The organism is Proteus penneri (assembly GCF_003144535.1).
In the GTDB taxonomy this organism is placed as follows: domain Bacteria; phylum Pseudomonadota; class Gammaproteobacteria; order Enterobacterales; family Enterobacteriaceae; genus Proteus; species Proteus penneri.
On record NZ_PHFJ01000006.1, the window covers coordinates 51,480 to 68,822 of the forward strand.

A 17,343-nucleotide genomic window follows, 5' to 3' on the forward strand; every position below is an offset into this window, starting at 1 on the left:
GATAAACAGAGATAAGATTTAACGTTTAAGAGCGCTATTGTGTTGTTATGCTCTTAAAACATGACCGCTACAGGCGTAACTTTCGACTCCATTAATTAAAGCGATACGCCCATTGACCATCACCAGATCAATCCCTTCTGGGTATTGGTTTGGTTCAACAAACGTGCCTTTATCAATAATGGTTTCAGGATCAAGCATCACAATGTCTGCCGCATAGCCTTCTTTAATTAAGCCTCTATCGGTTAATCGAAGGACTTCAGCTGGTTTACCTGTCATTTTGCGGATAGCTTGTTCCCAAGTGAGACATTTTTCTTCTCTGACGTATTTCCCTAAAACACGAGGGAATGCACCAAATACGCGAGGATGAGGTTTACCAGCTCCCATTAACCCATCAGTACAGACGTTTTGTTCAGGACGACATAAGAATTTGATAACGTGTTCTTCTGTGCCGTAAAAATCCACCATTCCTACCGCATTTTCTTCTTCGTATAGCAGATCAAAGGTTGCGTTATACGGATCTTTACCTCTCAATTTGCCTAGCTCGACAAGGCTAAGTCCAACGGCATCTTGGTTTTTTTCTGTTTTAGAGCTAGTGACATAAATATTTTCTAAGCCTGCAAAATCAATAAAGTTATCCCAACCCGGAATACCTTTTTCGATATCTTCAATCATCTTTTTACGCAGTTCAGGAGAAGCTAAGCGTTCTAATAATTTCTCTGTACCTCCTGCGTGAACCCAAGGCGGTAAAATCACCCCAAGCATGGTACTGCCTGCCACATACGGATATTGGTCAAAAGAGATACGAATGCCCTCTTCTTGTGCTTGCTCTAACATACCAAGCATTTCGTCGATTAATCCCCAGTTTTTCTTACCGCAAACTTTCATATGGGAAATATGCAACCAAACACCTGATGCTTTGGCGATATCAATAAGCTCTTGAGTTGATTGAATAATATCGTCAGCTTCGCTACGCTGGTGTACAACAAAAATACCATTATGTTTTGCTGTAACCTTACAAAGTTCGATCATTTCAGCGGTATCACCAAAGGCACAAGGCATATAAATCAATCCTGTTGATAAACCAAACGCCCCTGCTTTTAACTCACGCTCTAAGATCTCACACATCTTGGCGACATCTTCACGAGTAGAAGGATTACCTTCTAATCCCATCGCTTCCATTCGGATGTTGCCATGAGGAACAAGGTAAGCAAGATTGGTTGCTGAGCCTCGGGCTTCCAACATTCCCAAGTAACCTTCGGTATTTTTAAAATGCCAATCAATGCTGTCAGAATCTCCATCTAACCCCGCAATATTCTTGCGCCATGCAGAAATATACTGTTCTGGTAAGGGTGCTAACGCGACACCATCTTGCCCTAACAATTCAGTGGTGATCCCTTGGCGGATTTTGGCAGATAACGCAGGATTAAGCAGAGCAGAAAGATCTGAGTGGGTGTGAGTATCAATAAAGCCGGGGCAGACTATCTTCCCTGTAGCATCAATAATTTGATCATTCGTTTTAGCATCAAACTGACCGATTTTTATTATTTTTCCTTCGTTAACCACAACATCAGCTTGAAATGCACTTGCCCCTGTTCCATCAATAACAGTGGCGTTTTTAAATATTGTTTTCATTCTGTTATTTCTCCAAAGAGCATCTGACTATTTCGCCAGATACTCTTCTAGTAAGGATTTTTTTGAGTAAGAATTAAAGGTGATAAAGGCTGTTCATAATGCTGTAATACCCCTTCGCCGCACCTTTTAACTGTTCAATTTCGATATATTCATCAATGGTGTGTGCTAAGTTTTCGCGAGATGGGCCAAAACCAATGGTTTTAATACCCGCTTCACCCGCATAGTGGCTACCGTTGGTACAGAAAGAGTATTGTGTGACGGTAGGGTTAAAGCCGGACTCATGCAGCCCTTTTAAAACGCTTTGCACGTAAGGATCACTCTCTTCTAATACCCAACCTGGGAAGAAACGTTCACCTTCAATAGTGGCGCCGGTGTAACATTTTTCAGTACCGTAGGCATAAGAGACTTTAGCTTTAAAATCAGCGTCTTGAGAAGTTAGTTCATCAATGGCTTTTTGTAATGGTGCAAGCACTTCCTCTTTAGTTTCACCGACTAATAAACGACGATCGTAAGTGGCACGGCAATATTCAGGTACAACCGAAGCGCCTGGATAAGGTGATGATTTAATATCCGTAAGTTCTAAGATCCCTTTTCCTAAAACAGGATGAACGGGTGGTGTTAGGGTTCTGATCTTCTCGATCAGTTTTGCCATTTTATAAACAGAGTTGATCCCTGCATCTGGATTGGCGGAGTGAGCGGGTTTACCAAAGGTTTCAACAACAATCTCGGCACGACCTCGTTGCCCAATTTTGAGGTTTAATTCTGAGGCTTCACCAATCACCACATAGTCTGGCTTATAGCGCTCAGAAACTAATCTAGCGGCAACACCTTCAAAACACTCTTCATGCACAATACAAGAGACATAAATACGACCGGCAAAATTGCGCTGATTATCTTGGCCATAAAAACCAATCGCTGAAATCATTGCAGCGACGGCACCTTTCATATCACTGGTGCCACGACCATAAATCTTGCCATCTTTGATTTCTGCACCATAAGGCTTTTCTTTCCAATCACGTTCACTTACCGGCACAGTGTCGATATGACCATCAAAAACAAGGGTTTTCCCTGGGTGTTGACCTATAATTCCGCCAATGATATTGCCGTATTTATCAATATGAATATCATCAAAATCATAGCTTTTCATCATCTCTTCTATGACTTTAACAACGTTACCTTCTTCACCTGAATAGCTTTTTTGTTGGATTAATAATTGGCAATTCTTAATAACTTCATCAAATCGGTTTGCTGATAACATACTTTTTCACTCCAAAAGACTTATTTGTTTTTTAAAATTGTTTGAAGCTAGGCAACTCGCCATCCCACACGATATCGCGATAACGCTCAGGATCGGTGTCACCTTCAGTGCTGATCACAAGCACTCTTGCATTTTCATCTAATCCCAGCTCTTCTTTCACGCTTTGATAAACCGGTGATTGCATTAAAATAGAGAGCAACCCTGTTGTCACAGCGCCAGATTCACCAGAAATGATGTGCGGATCACCGGGTAAAGGGTTCCCTAAAATCCGCATTCCCCTAGTCGCGACGGCATCAGGGCAAGAGAAAAATGCCGCTGAATAATCGCGTAATAAATTCCAACCAATACTATTCGCTTCACCACAAGCAAGCCCCGCCATAACGGTTTGTAAATCTCCGCCAACAGGAATGGCATCCGCTTTTCCTGATACGGCAGATCGATATAAACAGTCGGCAATACGTGCTTCTGCCACAATCACTTTTGGCGCTTGTTTACCATAAGCAGCGGTGACCATACCTTGCACCATACCCGCAAAAGAGCCTACGCCGGCTTGCACAAAAATATGCGTCGGAGGTACTTCATGTAATTGCGCGAGAGATTCCAGCATTAAAGTGCCATAGCCTTGCATGATCCAAAGTGGGATCTCTTCATAGCCATCCCATGCAGTGTCTTGAACCACGATCCAGCCATACTTTTCAGCCATTTCCGCCGTCATTCTCACCGCATCGTCATAGTTCATATCAACGATTTCAGCGACGGCACCTTCACGTAAAATGGCATCTAAGCGTTCTTGTGATGATCCTTTTGGCATATAGACCACCGCTTTTTGCTTTAACTGTCTTGCCATCCAAGCAACACCACGTCCATGATTCCCGTCAGTGGTTGTCGCAAAAGTGACGCCATTTAACTTTTTCCTGATCTCATCACTGATCATTACCTCATAAGGTAATTCACTTATGTCCATTTCGAGGAAATCAGCAATATGACGCGCCATCGCGTAAGCACCACCTAACGCTTTAAACGCCTTCAAGCCAAAACGGAAAGACTCATCTTTGAGATATAATTCACCCACCCCTAAAGTTTTAGCTAACTGGGGTAAATGAAATAACGGTGTAGGTGCGTATCCTGGAATAGTTCTGTGAAAATCTAACGCTTTAGCTAACTCTTCATAACGAAAAGGGGCTAGCTCAGCGGTTGGTTTTCGCGTAAATGAACTTTGGTTAATCAGGTACTGCAATTGCTCCTGCATGGAATTACCTCTTAATCACACTTTAAAATTCGCGATAACCCAATATCGCGATTAATCGAAATACATAGGGTTATCCCCTATATCGCAATATGTATGCCAACTCACTCAAAAAGCATTTAATAGAGATGCAATATTTTGATTTTAAATAGATTTATTATTTAACTGATTAAAAGATGAAATTAATCATGCAGAAAAGCTGTGATCTAGGCGGTTTTATTTAAGTGATAAATTATCAATAATAAGAAACTGTGTGAGCTTTATACAAAAAATATATAACTATTTAATAAATAACAATTAAATTAACCAATCCAAATAAGTGATGATAATTTATTATCAATATTGATAATTTTAAGGTGAGAATGTGATGCACTCATTGCTAAGTACCCTACAAGATGAAATCAGCAAATATACCGATGCCATTGCAGGGATCACTGGCACTGATGTTGAAATTATTGATAACAATTTAATTCGTATTGCTGGTACAGGACGTTACCGTTATATGCTCAATCAAGATGTCTCCAATAATGGGCATATTTATCGCCATGTGCTGCAAGTACAAAAGACTATTTTGATTGAAGATCCGAAAGAAAATAGCCTCTGCCAACTGTGTCAAAATCGCTTAACATGCACTGAAGAGCTTGATCTAAATGCCCCTATTTTTCTGAATAACCAAGTTATTGGTGTCATTGGCATTATCTGTTCTAACCGAGAACAGAAAATGTTTTTAATGAAGCAAAAACAAGCCTTTATCACCTTTATTGAACAATTTTCAGAGATGATTTCAAGTCGTGTTTTTGAATGCCTTGAAAGGCTTCGTGAACAAGAGCGATTTGGTACTTTTCGCAATTTAATTGATGTGATGGATAGAGGCGTAATTGCTATTGATAGCCAAGGTAAGATTTGGCACGCCAATCTTTCTGCTTTGCGTTTTTTTGATTGTGAGCTTATTGGTCAGTCTCTTGATATCAATATGACAGGCGACATCCTTTATGGTGATGAAGAAGCGTGGCTGATATTAAACCAACAACACTATCATGTTCTGTGTAAAAAAATCACCTTTTCATCGGTTGATAATGACCAACTTACCATGGTTATCTTTCATGATGCTCGTGATTATATGACACAAATAAATACCCTTTCCGTTGATGAAAATCCCCACTCTCCTTTAATTGGTAATTCACAAAATATGCTCCAATTAAAAAGCATGCTAAGTAAAGTTGCCGTAAGTCATGCCAGTGTGCTTATCACCGGAGAAAGCGGTTCAGGTAAAGAAGTGGTGGCTTACACTATTCACCAACAAAGCCTACGCACAAAGCAGCCCTTTATTACTATTAACTGTGCGGCTATTCCTGAACAACTCTTAGAAAGTGAGCTTTTTGGTTATGTGCGGGGCGCCTTTAGTGGTGCTGATCCTAAAGGACGTATTGGTAAATTTGAATTGGCACATGGTGGTAGCCTATTTCTTGATGAAATTGGGGATATGCCTTTGCATTTACAAGCCAAACTTTTACGTGTGCTCCAAGAAAAAAGCATTACCCGTGTTGGCTCTAATAATCTAATTAATATTGATGTGCGTATTATTGCCGCCACAAACAAAGATCTGCGTGAAATGGTAAATAAAGGGCAATTCCGTGAAGATCTGTTTTATCGCCTCAATGTTGTGCCGATCCATACGCCTGCATTACGTGATCATCGAGAAGATATTGCAGAACTAGCACAATTTTTTGCCGACGATTTAGCATTAACCTATCAACGGCCTACGACGAAGATCCCAAATTCCATTATTAACTGCTTATATTCCTATGATTGGCCTGGCAATATCAGAGAGTTACGCAATGTCATTGAGTATATGTATGTTATGCAAGGCGATACTGTTGATTTAAACCTTAGTCACCTTCCGCCTTATTTATTAGAAACACCACATTCTGCTCCTTTAGAAAAAGACAAAACCGTAGTATCCATACAGAAAACAGATAATAAAGATAAAACTCAGCCATTAAACACACAAGAGCTTCTCAAAACTCAAAGCCTGACATCAGAATATCAAACCATTATGAGCATATTAGAAAAAACAGGAACAACACTGGAAGGAAAGAAGAAAGCAGCTGAAATCTTAGGGATCAGTATTGCTACCTTATATAGAAAAATAAAATGCTAAATTTGATAGATCAGTATTCTAAAACAATTAATGAAATTGATTTCACAAAATTCTCTTATGCAGAAGATAAATATTCAGGTATTTTCTTACCAATTCCCTTCGATGAATGCTGGCAATCTAAACCTAAAATTATGCTAGTTGGGCGAGAAATCGCTGGTTGGAATACTAATAATAATAAAAATATACTCAACCGCATTTCTCTCTTTGTCGAAAATAAAAATATTCCTGCCATTATCGATGAAGCAATAAATCGATATAAACAACATTTACAATCAGATACCACTAAATCTAAAAGCCGTTTTAAACAGTTTTATTTTAAGGCTAGCTCGAGAAATTAACATTGCTCCTGAATCAGTTTTCTATACCAATCTTTTTGCTTGGGATTACAACAAAAAACACCTTTAAATAGACCTGATAATGAATTTCAAAAAATAAAAAACATTTCCATAAAGCTATTAGCCACCCAAATTAATTATCTAAAACCAGATTTTATTATCTTTGCTACTGGCTTTTCTCGTATTGATACGATTATAAAAGAATTATGTAATCAATATTTAAGTGGTTATGAAACATCAGCCCCCGTAATACACCAAAAACTATGGGAATTTAGGGCTGCAAACGCAACTTGCTTTCGTATCGCCCATCCAAGAGCAATGTATGGACATCAAGAATATCGAATTGAAGTTACCAGGCGAATCAAAACAAAAATAGGAAGAGAGGCGGAGCTGAAATTGTCCATTTCATACCCAGACATTAACATGTTCCTTCATTATTGAATTGTCAAAATTCACCTACATATACATCTTTTTAAGTTTTATATTTGAGTTACAGTTTTTTAACGGTGTATAATAAGTCTCTGATGAGAAATTGACATAAAAGCCTAGCTCATTGACTAGGCTTTGTCAGTAATTTGATTCTATTTTAGAAAAACATATAGATATTTATAATTTATTGTTTAAATAGTTTTACTTATTTCGAATTTGAAGATTTAATTTAAAGAATAGCTCTCCATTTTCATAATACAATTTACCAAAACCATGTCTACTTGATGATGGAGTATCTAGCTTCGTATTATTAAAGAGATAATCCATTAATGTATTACGTTCAATTATATGATATGCTAACAAGTCACCTTCTTTTTTCACTACTATTAGTCCATTAGCTGTATATTTTCCATCCCATGGTTTTCCTGGAAACATTCCTAATAAAATAACCTCAAGGAATCTTTTCATTTTTATAATATTAGACTTTCCTTTTACTAAACTACTTAGATCAGATATACCAGTTGAAAAGTATTCCAATAAAATTACACTAATTATTTCTGTCATATCGCCATCAATTATAGATAAATTTTCTTGGAAAATAGGTTTTTCGCATCTAAAAAATTCAAATTTTCCATCATTATCTAGAATATAATTAATCCTATCTCTTATTTTACTTCTAGTAGAAATAGAGTTAACCATATCGATATTTTTATCAAAGCCAGTAATTTTATATATAAAATTTGTATTAGATGATGCATTTAGTAACGTAGGATTTCCTCCTAAAAAGGATTTTATTCCAAAAGGCTGGCGATTATATTGGTTTTCACTACTTTTAAAGCCTATAAATAAGTCCTGCTTATCATTGCTACTACCTTTAAATTTAGATACTTCAAATTTATTTAATATATCTATGTCATCTAATGAAAAAGTAGTATTTTTACTATTTACTATATTTGATAGTATTTTGTCTAATCTATTTTTAGGTAATACCTCATGTATATTTAGCCGTTCAATTTCTTCTTCATTTTTAACAATAACAACTTGATCATTATAAATCCAATAATCATGATTCATATCATTGTGTTGCAAGGAGAATACTGTAATATAATTATTAGATTTTAATGAATTAGTATCACCTAAATGTATTTTTTGTGTTTCAATCATTTTTAGAAAAGCATAAAACTCACTCCATTCACCTATATTCAAATTCACTTCTTCTTTTCCTTCTTTTTCTTGTTTTGAAATATTTTTTTCAAGATAATCTTTTACAGATTTAGCAACATGATATACTACATCGACACAAACACTATTTCCTAACTGTTTCATGGCCTGAGTTGTAGAATTTGACAATATAAATTCATCAGGAAACCCCATCATTCTTTTGCCATATTTTGGAGTCAGTCTAACCTCCTCGCCATTAACTAAATATCCATCCCAATTTCGTCTGTCCTCTATAGGAGAACCTCTTCCCCCAACTCTTAAAGTGAAACCTATTTCTCTCGAACAACTTCCTTCAAATATATCTGACATATTCTTATTTAAAGGAATTGGAGCTGGAAACTCAAACTCAGGTAATGTGTTTACTGTGTCATTATTAAAACCTACTATAAATAACCTAGGTCTATGTTGAGGCGAACCAAAATCACTAGCTTTAATTATTTTATAATATATAGTGTAATTTAATTCTTTATGAAGAATATCACTTATTATTTGAAATGTTTTTCCATTATCATGATTAAGCAGGTGTCTTACATTTTCTAAAATAAATGCATTTGGTTTTTTAGCTTTTAATATATCAGCTATATAATAAAATAGATTACCTCTTTCTGATTTGTGTACATCATCAAATCCTCTTTTATGTCCCGCTTGAGAGAATGGTTGACAAGGAAATCCAGCGCATAGAATATCATGTTCAGGAAGTAATTCTGGAGTTATTGTCCTTATATCACTATTAAATAAGTCGAGCGGTATATTATAATTTTTTATGTATACTTCTCTAGCGAATTTATCTATTTCAGAAGCAAAAACACATTCCATATTTAACCTTGTCAAGGCTAAATGGAAACCACCTATGCCAGCAAATAAATCTATAAATTTCATTTTATAACCTTTTACTATCAATTATGCTAATATAATTTATTTGTATAACGAAGCAAGAACTTATTTATCACAATAAAATTTTTGGGGGGTAGAATACCATACTATACGATATTGCATGAGAGAAAATGAAGGTTATCAACTTTCCATTAATTGGGGTATACTAGAATAAGAATGAGGAAAAATCACAATAATTATAATGAGTTACAAAACAATAATTTCAGACATAAAAAAGACGCTTTTAGCGTCTAATTTTTGGTGTCTAAGGCTGGACTCGAACCAGCACACCTAAAAGCGGTTGATTTTGAATCAACTGCGTCTACCAATTTCGCCACTCTGGCACTGAAGTGTATCTGGAAAGCCTGACCATTATACTTGCGTGAAAAAACCTCTCAACAATTATTGTTAGTTTTCAGTTTGATTGGCGAAAAAAAGTTCATTTAGGATTCATTTACTATCATAAAACACAGTTAGCAGAAATCACCAGCTCCCTAGAAGAGATTTTTGAATCACTGACTGAAGAAGAAAAAGAGCAAGAAACCGTAAAAGAGAGCAAAGATGGCTTTGCAAATACGGAAGTGGGTAAAGCGGCTAAAGTCTTCTTAAAAGAGCAAAAAGACACAAAAACCAAATTCGCACCAGAGAGCTATGAAGCAAAAATCATTGAAGCAAGTAAGCTTATCGATAAAGAAAAAGCGCTGAAAAAAGCGGTAAAAGATGCAAGCATCGCGCTTCATTTAAAAACAAAGACGACTCTCGAAGCGTTAAGTGATGAGCAAGTCCATACGTTGCTACACCTTAAATGGATTGCCCCACTGTGCAATGAACTTCTAACCTTGCCAAACACGGTAATTACCCAACTAACCCGTCAAGTACAAGCATTAGCCGATAAATATGCAGTGACTTATTCACAAGTCGCCAATGAAATAAAAACCACTGAAAAAGAATTGGCTGACATGATGGGCGAACTGACGGGTAATAAGTTTGATATGCAGGGTTTAACTGAACTCGCTAGCTTATTAAAGGGTGAATAAGATGTGTGCAGATAAGAAAGTACCTGATATTCGCTTTAAGGGGTTTAGTCATACTTGGCACAATAAAGAGATAGGAAGTATCTTGACTGACATAAGACGCCCTGTTGAATTACTTGATGACGAATCATATCAATTAATTACAGTAAAACGTCGTAACGAAGGTATTGTACCTAGATCTATCCTAAAAGGAAAAAACATACTAGTAAAAAACTACTATGGGATTAAAGCCGGTGATTATCTGATATCAAAGCGACAAGTCGTTCATGGTGCTAATGGAATAGTACCAGAGAGTCTAGATAATGCTGTTGTATCTAATGAGTATCTTATCGTTACAGATAGCGATGAAATTACAGCTAAATTCTGGTCAGTCATTTCAAAAAGACCTGAAATGCATAAACTGTTTTTCATTAGCCCTTATGGAGTTGATATTGAAAAATTAGTATTTGATGTTTCTGATTGGAAAAATAGAACTATCACAATCCCTGATGTGGCAGAACAAAATGCGATAATAGACCACTTTCAAAAACTCGACAGCCTAATCAACCAGCACCAACAAAAGCATGACAAACTCAGCAATATTAAAAAAGCCATGTTAGAAAAAATGTTTCCTAAACAAGGCGAAACCGTACCTGAGATTCGCTTTAAAGGATTTAGTGGAGAGTGGGAAGAAATTCAACTAGAGCAGATCGCTGGGGTAAGAAGAGGACTTACCTACAAACCAAGTGATATTTCTGAAGATGGGATTGTTGTATTAAGGTCTTCAAACATTAATGTAGATAAATTTGAACTAAGAAAAGATGACGTTAAAGTTAACCAAGAAGCTGTAAAAATTGGCTTAATAAAAAACGGTGATATCTTAATAACTTCTGCAAATGGTTCTAGTAACTTAGTGGGAAAACACACCGTAGTCAAAGGATTAATAGTAAATGCAGTACATGGCGGCTTTATGCTTGTGGCCACAACAAAAATCCCTTACTTCTTAAACGCCTCAATGTCTACTTATTGGTATCAGCGATTCCTTTCAATTAATGTATCTGGTGGTAATGGGGCTATAGGAAATATTAAGGGTAGGGCTTTAGAAGAAGTACGTTTGTATATCCCAAAACAAGAAGAACAAACCGCCATCGGCAATTATTTCCAAAAGCTCGACGAACTAATTAACCAGCACCAACAACAGATCACTAAACTTAACCATATCAAGCAAGCTTGCTTAAGCAAAATGTTTATCTAGCAGGGAGTGCCATTATGACAACGTTTAAAACTGAAGCAGAATTCGAACAGGCTTTTATTAACGTTCTCACCCAAAAAGGGTGGGAGCCTGAAATACTGAAAAACAAAACCGAAGCGGATTTACTGCAAAACTGGGCAAATATTTTATTTGAGAATAATCGCCAGCGTGATCGCCTAAACGATGTGCCATTAACCGATGGCGAAATGCAACAGATTATTGAGCAAATCAAAGCGCTAAAAACGCCAATCAAATTAAACGGTTTAATTAATGGCAAAACTATCGCCATTAAGCGCGATAACCCTGACGATACCTTGCATCTTGGTAAAGAAATCAGCTTAAAAATTTACGATCGCCAAGAAATTGCCGCCGGCCAAAGTCGTTACCAAATTGCACAGCAACCCGAATTTGAACGTGGTAGCCCTTTGCGTAACGATAGGCGTGGTGATGTATTATTACTTATCAACGGCATGCCTGTGATCCATGTTGAGCTAAAACGCAGTGGTATTCCTGTTAGCCAAGCCGTCAACCAAATCGAAAAATACAGTGCAGAAGGGATATTTAGCGGACTGTTTTCACTGATCCAAGTATTTGTGGCAATGGAGCCAAACGAAACCAAATACTTTGCTAACCCAGGAATGGACGGTAAATTTAACCCCAACTATCAATTTAACTGGGCCGATTTTAATAACGAGCCGATGAATCATTGGAAAGATATTGCATCAACCTTGCTTTCCATTCCCATGGCACACCAGTTAATTGGCTTTTATACCGTTGCAGATGATACTGACGGCATTCTTAAAGTGATGCGTAGTTATCAATATTACGCTGCCAATGCGATATCGGATAAAGTCGCTAAAACGCATTGGCACCAACTGGGTAGTGCAACAAATAATCCTGACCGCCTTGGCGGATATGTGTGGCATACCACCGGTTCAGGTAAAACCATGACCAGCTTTAAATCAGCACAGTTGATTGCACAATCCAAAGATGCCGATAAAGTTATTTTTTTAATGGACAGAATTGAATTAGGAACTCAGTCGCTTGCCGAATATCGTAATTTTGCAGGAGATGGCGAAGACGTACAAGCCACTGAAAATACCTATGTTCTTATTACTAAATTAAAAAGCAATAATCCAGCCGATACCTTAATTGTGAGTTCCATTCAGAAAATGAGCAATATTTTTGAGGAAGTTGATGATGAAGGAACGGCGACGAACTCTGTGGATATTGAAACAATACGTGCCAAGCGCTTAGTGTTTATTATTGATGAAGCACACCGCTCTACTTTCGGCGATATGCTGGTTATTATTAAACGAACCTTTCCACGCGCCCTCTTTTTTGGCTTTACAGGTACGCCGATCCAAGAAGAAAACGAAAAAAATGGGAATACGACTAGCACCGTTTTTGGCAATGAATTACATCGTTATAGCATTGCTGATGGAATACGCGATGGCAACGTACTGGGTTTTGACCCTTACAAAGTCCCTACATTTAAAGACAGTGACATAAGAAAGGCTGTTGCATTAGAGCAAGCTAAGGCTAACTCCGTGCAAGAGGTCATGGGTGATCCGGCCAAAAAGAAAAAATTTAATTATTTTATGAATGATGTTCCTATGGCTGGCTACAAAGATGCCAAAGGTAAATATCATAAAGGAATTGAAGATTATATTCCTAAAAGCCAATATTTAACGGATGCCCACCAAGAAAAAGTGGTAAGTGACATATTAGATAAGTGGGATGTCCTTAGCCAAGGTAATAAATTTCATGCCATTTTAGCCACTAATAGTATCGCCGAAGCCATTGATTATTACCGTCGTTTAAAAAAAGCCAATCCTGAACTAAAAGTATCCGCCCTATTTGATCCCCATATTGATAATGACGGCAGCGGTAACCGTGGCCCCACTTTTAAAGGCGATGGCTTAGAAGAAATTATGGCTGATTATAATGATCGTTATGGTCAAGATTTTGATTTTGCTCGCCACGCTGCTTTTAAGAAAGATCTAGCTGCTCGTCTTGCTCATAAAAAACCTTATGAGCGCATTCATACAGAGCCAACAAAACAATTAGATTTACTGATTGTTGTAGATCAAATGCTCACAGGTTTTGATTCTAAATGGCTAAATACGTTATATTTAGATAAAGTCATTAAATATCAAAATATTATTCAAGCATTCTCACGTACTAATCGCTTATTTGGCCCTGATAAACCCCACGGTATTATTCGTTATTACCGCTATCCACATACGATGGAACAGCACATTAACGATGCTGTAAAACTCTATTCGGGTGACAGACCGATTGGCCTATTTGTTGATAGATTAGAAAGCAATCTTGAGGCCATGAATACGTTAATGGTGGATATTTCAGAGTTGTTTGTTAACGCAGGTGTTAATGATTTTGAAAAATTACCTGATGATATCGAAGCTTGTGCCAAATTCGCTAAATTATTCAATACCTTTAACCAACATTTAGAGGCGGCTAAAGTACAAGGTTTACATTGGGATCAATTAGTCTATTCATTTACTGAAAACGATGAAGAACATGAAGTCACACTGTCCATTGATGAACAAACCTATTTAAGCCTCGTCCTTCGTTACAAAGAGTTAGTCAGTAAAGCGGATAGTAGTGGTTCTGATGGTGGGGATGTTCCTTTTGATATCAGCGGTTATTTAACTGAAATAGATACTGGAAAAATTGATGCTGACTACATGAACAGTCGCTTTGATAAATATTTAAAAGAACTTAATAATCCTCAAGACGTTGCAAGTATTGAAACCACATTAAACGAGCTGCATAAGTCATTTGCATCACTGACACAAAGCGAGCAGAAATACGCTAAGCTTTTCTTACATGACTTACAGCGCGGCGATGCGCAATTAATTGAAGGCCATACTTTTAGAGACTATATCAATACCTATAAAGATAACGCCGAGAATGCACAGATAGGTGCCGTTGTTAATGCACTTGGTTTAAATAAAGCATCACTGATGGCGTTAATGGCGGATAGTGTTAATGAGAAAAACCTTAACAATTTTGGTCGCTTCGATGCATTAAAAGCAACTGTAAATAAAGCGAAAGCGAAAGCTTACTTTGAAAAACAAGATGGTGTCACTTTACCGCCATTTAAATTAAATATTCGTATTGATCAGTTTTTAAAGCAGTTTATTTTTGCAAAAACAGATGATCTCTTAAGTGATGTTGTTGACACAACAGACAGCGAATGCGGTTTTCCATCATAATAGACATTTAGATTAAAAAACCTCTGTCCAATAAACTGGGGTCAGTTCAAAACAGTCTGACACCTTCATTTCATGGCGACAATCCTACCGGTAGTTCGACACACTGCCGGCAGGGTTGCCTGTTTGAGATCACACTTTTCACTTCAGCCTTTTCACTTATAATAAACAGGTGTTATCATTCACTCTGTAAATACCTTTTCAACTCAACCCGAGGCTTTGATGCTGGAGAATGTCATCATCTGATAATCAGTTCCTTCGACCTTTACAGGCCGGACTGATTATCAATGCGCCGAAATCGAATGCGGACACCGCTGTGTGTTTGCACATTTTGCACATGATGATTAAACAGGTTTTCCAGTATGAATTTATCCCGTCAGGAACAACGTACCTTACACGTTCTCGCTAAAGGTGGACGTATTGCGTACGTCCGCGATGCATCTGGCCGCGTCACTTCCGTTGAATGCTACAGTCGCGAAGGGCTGTTGCTTACCGATTGCACGCTCGCCGTTTTCAAAAAACTCAAAACCAAAAAGCTGATCAAATCCGTTAACGGTCAGCCTTATCGTATTAACACCACCGGACTGAATAACGTCCGCGCCCAGCCCGATAACCGTTAAGGAGAGGATCATGGATATCCCACGCATTTTTACTATCAGTGAAAGCGAGCACCGCATTCATAACCCTTTTACGCCTGAAAAGTACGCCACACTGGGACGCGTGTTACGCATGAAGCCGGATGCCCGCATCCTTGACCTCGGCAGCGGCTCGGGAGAGATGTTGTGTACTTGGGCACGCGACTACAACATTACCGGTATTGGTATCGACATGAGCCCGCTTTTCACTACTCAGGCAAAGCTACGCGCAGAAGAACTTGGCGTCAGTGAACGCGTCCATTTTATTCATAACGACGCGGCGGGTTTCGTGGCGGATGAAAAATGCGACGTTGCGGCCTGCGTAGGTGCAACATGGATTGCAGGCGGCGTCGCCGGGACGATCGAACTCCTGGCTAAAAGCCTCAAACCGGGTGGGATCATGCTTATTGGAGAACCCTACTGGCGTCAGCTACCAGCAACGGAAGAAATAGCTCAGGCCTGTGGTGTTAGCTCGACGACTGATTTCCTGACATTGCCAAAGCTTGTCAGCGCGTTCGACGACCTCGGCTATGACGTGGTGGAAATGGTACTGGCAGATCAAGAAGGCTGGGATCGGTATGAGGCTGCGAAATGGCTGACGATGCGCCGCTGGCTCGAGGCTAATCCTGATGACGACTTCGCTGAGGAAGTCAGGGCCGAGCTAACACTCTCGCCGAAACGCCACGTAACGTACGCGCGGGAATACTTTGGCTGGGGCGTGTTTGCGCTCATCGCTAGGTAATAACAGGTTCCCGGTGTTTCTGGCTGGAAATATCGGGAGCTTCGCCTTTGCTTTGATCTTATCCATCACCTGTACAAAAATTATCGAAGTGACGTATATACTCAGTTATATACTCACACGGAGGTTGATGTGGGTTGAGTTAGATTGACATGCATTGACTGAAAATACGGGGAAAAGCCTTGTAGAACTGGGATTTTAGATACAAAAAAAACGTCTATTGACATCCCTTGATGTTCTTATGGTGCGAAGGCCGGACTCGCACATAATACTTAACCTCATGATCTAAATTAAAATATAAAAGTATAAATTTATTTATACCAACACATGTACCAACAGGTGAAATTCTTACTTTTTCTGATAGTTATCTAATACACGTAATTGTGATTCTAGTAAGCTGACCAACATCACTAACTTTAACATGGTATTATTGCATTGTACCCTGTAAGAGACCTTATTTAAGTAAAGTATTTTACTTTACTCTTTCTCGGAATCATTAAACCACTTAGGCATAGGGTTTTCATCTATAGATAACTTTATAAAAGAATCATCGCCATTTTGATTTTTTATACATCTTATTTCTTCAAATCCCCATTTTCCATTTCTATCGGAATAATAGACAGTATACTTATCAGCATGAAAACCAAAATATCTTTCTTTAGGATTACTTATTTTCCTCTGTCCACAATATGCTGAGGTTTTCCACTCAAAATTTGTAGCAAAATCAAGTGATAGTACCATGACATTACTTAACCATATTGGCACTAGAGCTAGCGCAATTGAAATAATGCAAAGAAAAAGTACACTTGCTATTATTTGTACTTTATTAAATTTACTTGATAAATATAAAAAGAAAAAATATGTTAAAGGCTGAAGGAAAAAGAATGAAAAAATAGTAAAAAATGTAACTTTAAGGCTAAAATCAACCATCGGTGAATTAGCCATATCCATATCGCTCATGCCCAAAAAAAGACTGGCAGCAAATGAGCTAGAAATAAAATAAATAATAGAAGTAATAAATCCAAATGAAATCATAGCCTTATTAATAATTCCATATCCACTAGCCTCAAGATCATAAAATAATAATGCAGAATTAATTAACACTGCTATTACGAATCCTAATAAACACCATCGAGCAAACTCCAATTCTTTGATATTCATTAAAAAAATCATAACCAAAAAAATAAAACATGAAATTAACGTCATTATCCCTGATGACTTTTTTTGTGTTTTTTACTTATCTACATAAATAAAATCTCTTAATATGGTCTTAACAGAATCCCGTAGAAAAAAGCTAATAATTATCATTG

At 37.7% G+C, this 17,343-nt stretch carries 13 protein-coding genes; 8 read left to right on the forward strand and 5 right to left on the reverse strand.

Translation table 11 applies throughout. The features are described from left to right. Positions 1–45: 45 nt before the first annotated feature. The 3 genes from CUB63_RS09220 to dpaL all read right to left on the reverse strand — a co-directional run bounded on the left by CUB63_RS09220 (position 46) and on the right by dpaL (position 4,139). A complete protein-coding gene (locus tag CUB63_RS09220; protein ID WP_072064522.1) occupies positions 46–1,632 on the reverse strand; it encodes an N-acyl-D-amino-acid deacylase family protein in 1,587 nt (528 codons plus the stop codon). A 73-nt stretch (positions 1,633–1,705) separates the two neighbouring features. Further along, the gene (locus CUB63_RS09225) at positions 1,706–2,890 is read right to left on the reverse strand and encodes a YgeY family selenium metabolism-linked hydrolase (RefSeq protein WP_072064523.1); all 1,185 of its coding nucleotides are present in this window, start codon (positions 2,888–2,890) and stop codon (positions 1,706–1,708) included. 31 nt (positions 2,891–2,921) lie between these two features. Further along, positions 2,922–4,139, reverse strand: a complete 1,218-nt coding sequence (dpaL, locus tag CUB63_RS09230; RefSeq protein WP_109847930.1) for a diaminopropionate ammonia-lyase — start codon at positions 4,137–4,139, stop codon at positions 2,922–2,924. Between the two features lie 364 nt (positions 4,140–4,503). Here dpaL and CUB63_RS09235 point away from each other — a divergent pair, with 364 nt between their 5' ends. Genes CUB63_RS09235 through CUB63_RS17895 form a run of 3 tightly spaced genes read left to right on the forward strand, consistent with a single transcriptional unit; the run spans position 4,504 to position 7,073 of the window. Continuing rightward, positions 4,504–6,297, forward strand: coding sequence for a sigma-54 interaction domain-containing protein (locus tag CUB63_RS09235; protein ID WP_109847931.1), 1,794 nt, complete (start codon positions 4,504–4,506; stop codon positions 6,295–6,297). Next, positions 6,291–6,635, forward strand: a complete 345-nt coding sequence (locus CUB63_RS17890; RefSeq protein ID WP_332299536.1) for a hypothetical protein — start codon at positions 6,291–6,293, stop codon at positions 6,633–6,635. Before CUB63_RS09235 ends, CUB63_RS17890 begins: the two co-directional genes overlap by 7 nt. Before the next feature lie 39 nt (positions 6,636–6,674). Beyond that, entirely contained in the window at positions 6,675–7,073 is a 399-nt protein-coding gene (locus CUB63_RS17895; protein WP_332299537.1) for a hypothetical protein, read from the forward strand. Between the two features lie 189 nt (positions 7,074–7,262). On the opposite strand, the gene CUB63_RS09245 is transcribed toward CUB63_RS17895, so the two are convergent. Then, positions 7,263–9,161: a DNA cytosine methyltransferase gene (locus CUB63_RS09245; RefSeq protein WP_109847932.1), complete on the reverse strand. Its 1,899-nt coding sequence runs from the start codon at positions 9,159–9,161 to the stop codon at positions 7,263–7,265. Between the two features lie 575 nt (positions 9,162–9,736). Between CUB63_RS09245 and CUB63_RS09255 the strand changes: the two genes are divergently transcribed. From CUB63_RS09255 to CUB63_RS09280, 5 genes are all read left to right on the forward strand, one after another. After that, positions 9,737–10,192, forward strand: coding sequence for a hypothetical protein (locus tag CUB63_RS09255; protein ID WP_232240064.1), 456 nt, complete (start codon positions 9,737–9,739; stop codon positions 10,190–10,192). A 1-nt stretch (position 10,193) separates the two neighbouring features. After that, positions 10,194–11,423, forward strand: coding sequence for a restriction endonuclease subunit S (locus CUB63_RS09260; protein ID WP_109847933.1), 1,230 nt, complete (start codon positions 10,194–10,196; stop codon positions 11,421–11,423). Positions 11,424–11,437: 14 nt separating this feature from the next. Continuing rightward, the gene (locus CUB63_RS09265) at positions 11,438–14,662 is read left to right on the forward strand and encodes a type I restriction endonuclease subunit R (RefSeq protein WP_109847934.1); all 3,225 of its coding nucleotides are present in this window, start codon (positions 11,438–11,440) and stop codon (positions 14,660–14,662) included. Positions 14,663–15,021: 359 nt separating this feature from the next. After that, complete coding sequence (locus tag CUB63_RS09275) at positions 15,022–15,279, forward strand: YjhX family toxin (RefSeq protein WP_072064529.1); 258 nt, start codon at positions 15,022–15,024, stop codon at positions 15,277–15,279. Positions 15,280–15,289: 10 nt separating this feature from the next. Beyond that, on the forward strand, positions 15,290–16,036 hold the full coding sequence (locus CUB63_RS09280) for an SAM-dependent methyltransferase (protein ID WP_006535613.1): 747 nt from the start codon (positions 15,290–15,292) through the stop codon (positions 16,034–16,036). 474 nt (positions 16,037–16,510) lie between these two features. Here CUB63_RS09280 and CUB63_RS09285 read toward each other — a convergent pair whose 3' ends face one another. Continuing rightward, positions 16,511–17,194: a hypothetical protein gene (locus tag CUB63_RS09285; RefSeq protein WP_109847935.1), complete on the reverse strand. Its 684-nt coding sequence runs from the start codon at positions 17,192–17,194 to the stop codon at positions 16,511–16,513. Positions 17,195–17,343: the final 149 nt, after the last annotated feature.

Coding starts and splice junctions, on each gene's coding strand:
- CUB63_RS09265 (WP_109847934.1), top strand. CDS start 11,438: ATGACAACGTTTAAAACTGAAGCAGAATTCGAACAGGCTTTTATTAAC.
- CUB63_RS09260 (WP_109847933.1), top strand. CDS start 10,194: ATGTGTGCAGATAAGAAAGTACCTGATATTCGCTTTAAGGGGTTTAGT.
- CUB63_RS17890 (WP_332299536.1), top strand. CDS start 6,291: ATGCTAAATTTGATAGATCAGTATTCTAAAACAATTAATGAAATTGAT.
- CUB63_RS09275 (WP_072064529.1), top strand. CDS start 15,022: ATGAATTTATCCCGTCAGGAACAACGTACCTTACACGTTCTCGCTAAA.
- CUB63_RS09280 (WP_006535613.1), top strand. CDS start 15,290: ATGGATATCCCACGCATTTTTACTATCAGTGAAAGCGAGCACCGCATT.
- CUB63_RS09220 (WP_072064522.1), bottom strand. CDS start 1,632: ATGAAAACAATATTTAAAAACGCCACTGTTATTGATGGAACAGGGGCA.
- dpaL (WP_109847930.1), bottom strand. CDS start 4,139: ATGCAGGAGCAATTGCAGTACCTGATTAACCAAAGTTCATTTACGCGA.
- CUB63_RS09245 (WP_109847932.1), bottom strand. CDS start 9,161: ATGAAATTTATAGATTTATTTGCTGGCATAGGTGGTTTCCATTTAGCC.
- CUB63_RS09235 (WP_109847931.1), top strand. CDS start 4,504: ATGCACTCATTGCTAAGTACCCTACAAGATGAAATCAGCAAATATACC.
- CUB63_RS09225 (WP_072064523.1), bottom strand. CDS start 2,890: ATGTTATCAGCAAACCGATTTGATGAAGTTATTAAGAATTGCCAATTA.
- CUB63_RS09285 (WP_109847935.1), bottom strand. CDS start 17,194: ATGAATATCAAAGAATTGGAGTTTGCTCGATGGTGTTTATTAGGATTC.